Source organism: Bacillus sp. K2I17 (assembly GCF_002209985.1).
GTDB classification, from domain to species: Bacteria; Bacillota; Bacilli; order Bacillales; family Bacillaceae_G; genus Bacillus_A; species Bacillus_A wiedmannii.
The window spans coordinates 1-4,139 of the sequence record NZ_NJGF01000090.1 but is presented as its reverse complement, the minus strand read 5'-3'; the positions used below and the strand labels follow the sequence as shown (position 1 = coordinate 4,139).

The window sequence follows — 4,139 nt, the reverse complement described above, 5'->3', positions numbered from 1 at the left end:
AAAAATGAACAATTGGTTAAAGAATGAAGATTCACAGTTATCATCAGAAAACGGTATGTTAATCGCCTTGGCGGTAATTATCGTATTAGTGATTGGGCCATTTGTATGGAAAGCAATTCAAGGTGGCTATGATACAATTCTAGCTCGATTCACAAAAGCATCAAAAAATGCAGATGTAGATTCTTGGAATTAAATATAAATTTAATAGTAAACATAGGGGGACTACTACTAGAAGTAGTTCCCTTTTTTAGAAAACATATTGTATGTAGATTCAGAAAAGGAGTGAAGAGAGTGTTTTTATATATTATAGGGTTACTACTAAGTTACATGATCCTAAATGTATTTACTGATTTGAAATATAGAAAAACGAAGAATGTATGGCATCTACTATTCTTAATTTTTGGGATAGGAATCACGTATTTTGCTGGAATAAGAACAGGGAAAGAGATTGCGATTGTGCTAGGCATGGCCTTAGCATGTGGTCTATTGTTAGAGACCTTTAAATTTTCTTCACCTGGTGATACAAAAATGCTTGTGGTGGTAGCTTTATATGTTAGCAATGTAGTAGAAGAATCGGCTGTGTTTACTGCAATTACACTAACAGCGTTCCATTTACTATTCTTTTGGATTGCTAGTGTGTATCGGTTAATTAAGATTTTAGGGTTTATAGGAGCAATTAAAGACCAATTAGAGCATGCTGCTTCTATATTTGGTGCAAAATTACCTAAGAAAGAAATACAGCTTATACAGAGCTTTCCGGGAGCATGTTCTATTTTATTAGGGGCACTAGTTTATGTTGCGTTTACAATATATTAAAACGGAGGTCGTGGTTTGAACAGTAGAATTATTCATCAAAGAGAAAAATATATTTACTTTACAATATTTGCGCTTATAGGGGTTCTTATTCTAAACATGTTTATTAATATGTTGTTCGTATTAGTATATCCTTTATTGGTTGGATTAATTGTACAGGTTATCTTACTACAGAAGATAAAAAAATCATTTTATCGGAATGGAAAAGAATTAACAGAACAGTTAAAACTAAAAAATATATTTTTGGTAGAATCAGATATTTTAGGAGATGAAGTAGGAACAGTCTATGAGGTGCATCAAATGCCTTTTGCACTTTCAAATGGACTTATCAATAAGGAGAATGGTTATAAAGTAGTAAAACAAGTGTATGAAAGAAAAGTAAAAGAAGATTTAACAAAAATTTCAAAGTGGCAAGTTACAACAAAGGCTAGGCTTGTTACAACAACACATCTTCTTTTATATACAATTTGGCAGAAAAATAGTACAGGTTATCAATTGAAAAAAATAGAGGATTGTATTGATCCGTATGCAAAGATGAACCGTGTACAATGGATGATTGCTTCATTCTGTACCACTGGTCGTATCAAGTACGATAAGAAACCAAAAGAGTGGGCAAGCTATGAATGGATTATTTTAAGATAAATAAAAAGATAGAAGAAAAAACTAAGTAGTTCAGTTATTGTAGGGAAACTTATTAATATGCTGTTTGTATTGGCATATCCTTTATACGAAAGAGAGTTAGAAGTGGCTATTTGAAGAATTTAATACTATTGTGTTTATTGACTACATTCTGTCTAAATATTGTAGGATGTTCTAATAATATGGGTACACTAAGGGAAAAGTCTAAAACTTCAAAACCTATGGAGTTTAAGCGAATTAACAAAGCATGGTACAAACATATGTAATAGTTTAAAAGAACTTGAAATGGTTAGTGGCTAAAGGTCATAAGGAACAATTAATTTGGCTGATAGCAGATGATGCAGATCGAGAGAGAAAATATAACGGAATTACATTCGAATTTAAGTAATTAAAAGATAAAAATGGTCTAGATTTAGACCGTTTTTTTGTAGATGTTTTTCATTGAAAAAACACACTAAGGTGCCTTCCTTTAACTAGCACCACTTTAACTTTAAAAATATGTATTGGAATTTCATCCGAATATTATTTTTCTCAATGGACAATCGGTATAATTCAGGGTTGTTTGTACTGTTTTTATGTTAAAATATTCTGGTTGTTATCTGTCTTATTTTAGGAGGTTGGGAGATTTGCTAAGGGCTTTTTATTTGGATTTTAGTTTCTATACAGAAAATATAAAAGTTTTAGAGTTATTAGGGAATCCTACTCGATTATCAATGGTTTGTAAATTGATTACATATGGATCTTTGTCAGTTTCTGATCTAAGTAAGAAAACAAAAATTACGGAAGATTTGATTGTACAACATTTTCGTAAATTAACTTCTGGAAATATTGTAATTAGTGAACGTATGGGGAAAAGGCTTTATTTTAGAATAAAAGATGGTAAAACAATTGAGATTATTAAGGTTTTAGGACTATTAAGTTAATTTTAATTACTTTATATATAAATGATACTTAAAGTTTTGTTAAGATTTAATCGTATACAAGTACAAGTGCAAAATCACATATAGTTTACCTTGGTAAATAGGTGGGTTATTTTATATTGGTGAGATTGTACTAATATGAAAGAATAAAGGTAACTGTATATTGTGAGGGCGATTGGTAATCCCTTCTTTCAATTTGGAAGAATAGGGATGGAATTCGTAAAAAATAAATGATATACCACTACCCTGAAGGTAGTAGGTATTAGAAGGGATGTTAGCGCATCTCTTCTTTTTATTATATACACAAGGTATTACTGTAATACTACTACAGAGATTATATTAAACATAAATAAAAAATTAATGAGCTTGTAATGGATATAATGCACAAGAGAAAAGACACCTTAAGGTGCCTTTACCAATAGTTTTTTAGCAGAAGCAACTGCAGCCAATAATAATCAACAAAATAAATAATACAACTAATAAAGCAAATCCTCCAGCAAAACCGCAGCCTTCGCTGCAACTACCACCATATCCCATAACAATAGTTCCTCCTTTAGATAAGAGAGGAAAACTAGGGTTCATTTCATCTAATTTAATGGGTTCACTTTACCTTATGTATTTAAGAATGAATTGAGCAGGTCCTTTTGAAAATAAAGAAAAGGTAAATTAAGGAACCTTTTTTGGAATTTCCTGTGTCATTAGCCCTTTTTACTACATATTTTAGTATAAATTGCTTTAGGGAGGGGGATTATTAATGGCATTGACTGTAAATGATATTTGTATCGATGTGTGTCTTAAAGTTACGATTACTCCTGGTGGTGGGGTAGAATCAGTTGTAAGTGATGGGGAAGAATGCGGATCTAGTCCAAGTATAGTAATTAATCCTGATGGCTCAATTGCTATTATATTACCATTAGTAGCTTGTTTCTCAATTACATTAAATGAAGACTTAGGTGTTGGAACGTCTTTAACAAGTTTGTCCTTTAAAACTTCTTAAGTGAGGTACTAATTTTATAATGTTACAGAGTAATGAAATTCTATTGAAAGATCTCCTTAAGCGCTTTTCTTTTTTTATGCTGCCCTTTTAGAGCTAGTGTGAGAAAGGAGTTTATACAAACAAGAAGTAAGGTTTCCATTTTAATTGAAAAAAATAGAACAGGTAGTTAGATTTTATCACGATTTTTTGTTGAATGAACATGCATTATTACATATCATTATAAATCCCTCTATTCTCCATTTGATAAAGTATATTAACAATATTGACAAGATTTAAATAAATATTTCTACAAATTCAAAATATTTACAAAAATAACAAAAGTGATACATTTAAGGTGCAGGTTATAAAAAATATTAAGGGGGATTTATTATGTTCAAGAAATTAGTAGTTGGAGCTTTAGCAACAGGTATTGCATTCACTGGGGGGATTGGAGCAGCTTCAGCAAGTACAGAAAATGGATCTAATACACCAAGTTCTGTAAAACAATTAGCAGGATGCTATCCAAAAGAAAACGGTAAGTATGTAAGAGAAGTGAAAAATTCTAACAAGATTTTTGATAATACTTTTACTGAAAAAGCTTGTGGCGGGACAGTATATTGGTATTTAAAAGAAATCAGATGGACACATGCTGATGGTGGGACATATATTGCTAAGTATGAAGGTTGGATTCAATAGTATGTTTATTTTAAAAGAAAGACACTTCCTGAAGTGACCCCTGTCAAGTAGACAGTATTCAAAAAACACAACTAAGCAACCTGAGTTCTATATTT

At 31.0% G+C, this 4,139-nt stretch carries 7 protein-coding genes; 6 read left to right on the top strand and 1 reads right to left on the bottom strand.

Features of this window, described 5'->3' with window-relative positions; genetic code table 11:
• From CER22_RS30610 to CER22_RS30595, 4 genes are all read left to right on the top strand, one after another.
• A partial coding sequence (locus CER22_RS30610) for a hypothetical protein (protein ID WP_256943774.1) occupies positions 1–193 on the top strand: 193 nt, incomplete at its 5' end.
• Between the two features lie 98 nt (positions 194–291).
• A complete protein-coding gene (locus CER22_RS30605) occupies positions 292–816 on the top strand; it encodes a hypothetical protein (protein ID WP_088610461.1) in 525 nt (174 codons plus the stop codon).
• Between the two features lie 15 nt (positions 817–831).
• Positions 832–1,455 (top strand): hypothetical protein, encoded by a 624-nt coding sequence (locus CER22_RS30600; RefSeq protein WP_088610460.1) that lies wholly within the window; start codon positions 832–834, stop codon positions 1,453–1,455.
• 641 nt (positions 1,456–2,096) lie between these two features.
• On the top strand, positions 2,097–2,375 hold the full coding sequence (locus tag CER22_RS30595; RefSeq protein ID WP_088610463.1) for an ArsR/SmtB family transcription factor: 279 nt from the start codon (positions 2,097–2,099) through the stop codon (positions 2,373–2,375).
• Positions 2,376–2,798: 423 nt separating this feature from the next.
• Here the strand turns inward: CER22_RS30595 and CER22_RS30590 are convergent, their stop codons facing one another.
• On the bottom strand, positions 2,799–2,909 hold the full coding sequence (locus CER22_RS30590) for a YjcZ family sporulation protein (RefSeq protein WP_080029753.1): 111 nt from the start codon (positions 2,907–2,909) through the stop codon (positions 2,799–2,801).
• A gap of 217 nt (positions 2,910–3,126) precedes the next feature.
• On the opposite strand from CER22_RS30590, the gene CER22_RS30585 reads away from it, so the two are divergent.
• Together CER22_RS30585 and CER22_RS30580 are read left to right on the top strand one after the other, a co-directional pair.
• Positions 3,127–3,369, top strand: coding sequence for a hypothetical protein (locus CER22_RS30585; protein WP_088610459.1), 243 nt, complete (start codon positions 3,127–3,129; stop codon positions 3,367–3,369).
• 369 nt (positions 3,370–3,738) lie between these two features.
• Complete coding sequence (locus tag CER22_RS30580; RefSeq protein WP_088610458.1) at positions 3,739–4,044, top strand: hypothetical protein; 306 nt, start codon at positions 3,739–3,741, stop codon at positions 4,042–4,044.
• Positions 4,045–4,139 lie beyond the last annotated feature (95 nt).

What these genes read in the sequence shown, in the direction of transcription:
- CER22_RS30590 (WP_080029753.1), bottom strand. Translation starts at nt 2,909, where the DNA reads ATGGGATATGGTGGTAGTTGCAGCGAAGGCTGCGGTTTTGCTGGAGGA.
- CER22_RS30580 (WP_088610458.1), top strand. Translation starts at nt 3,739, where the DNA reads ATGTTCAAGAAATTAGTAGTTGGAGCTTTAGCAACAGGTATTGCATTC.
- CER22_RS30585 (WP_088610459.1), top strand. Translation starts at nt 3,127, where the DNA reads ATGGCATTGACTGTAAATGATATTTGTATCGATGTGTGTCTTAAAGTT.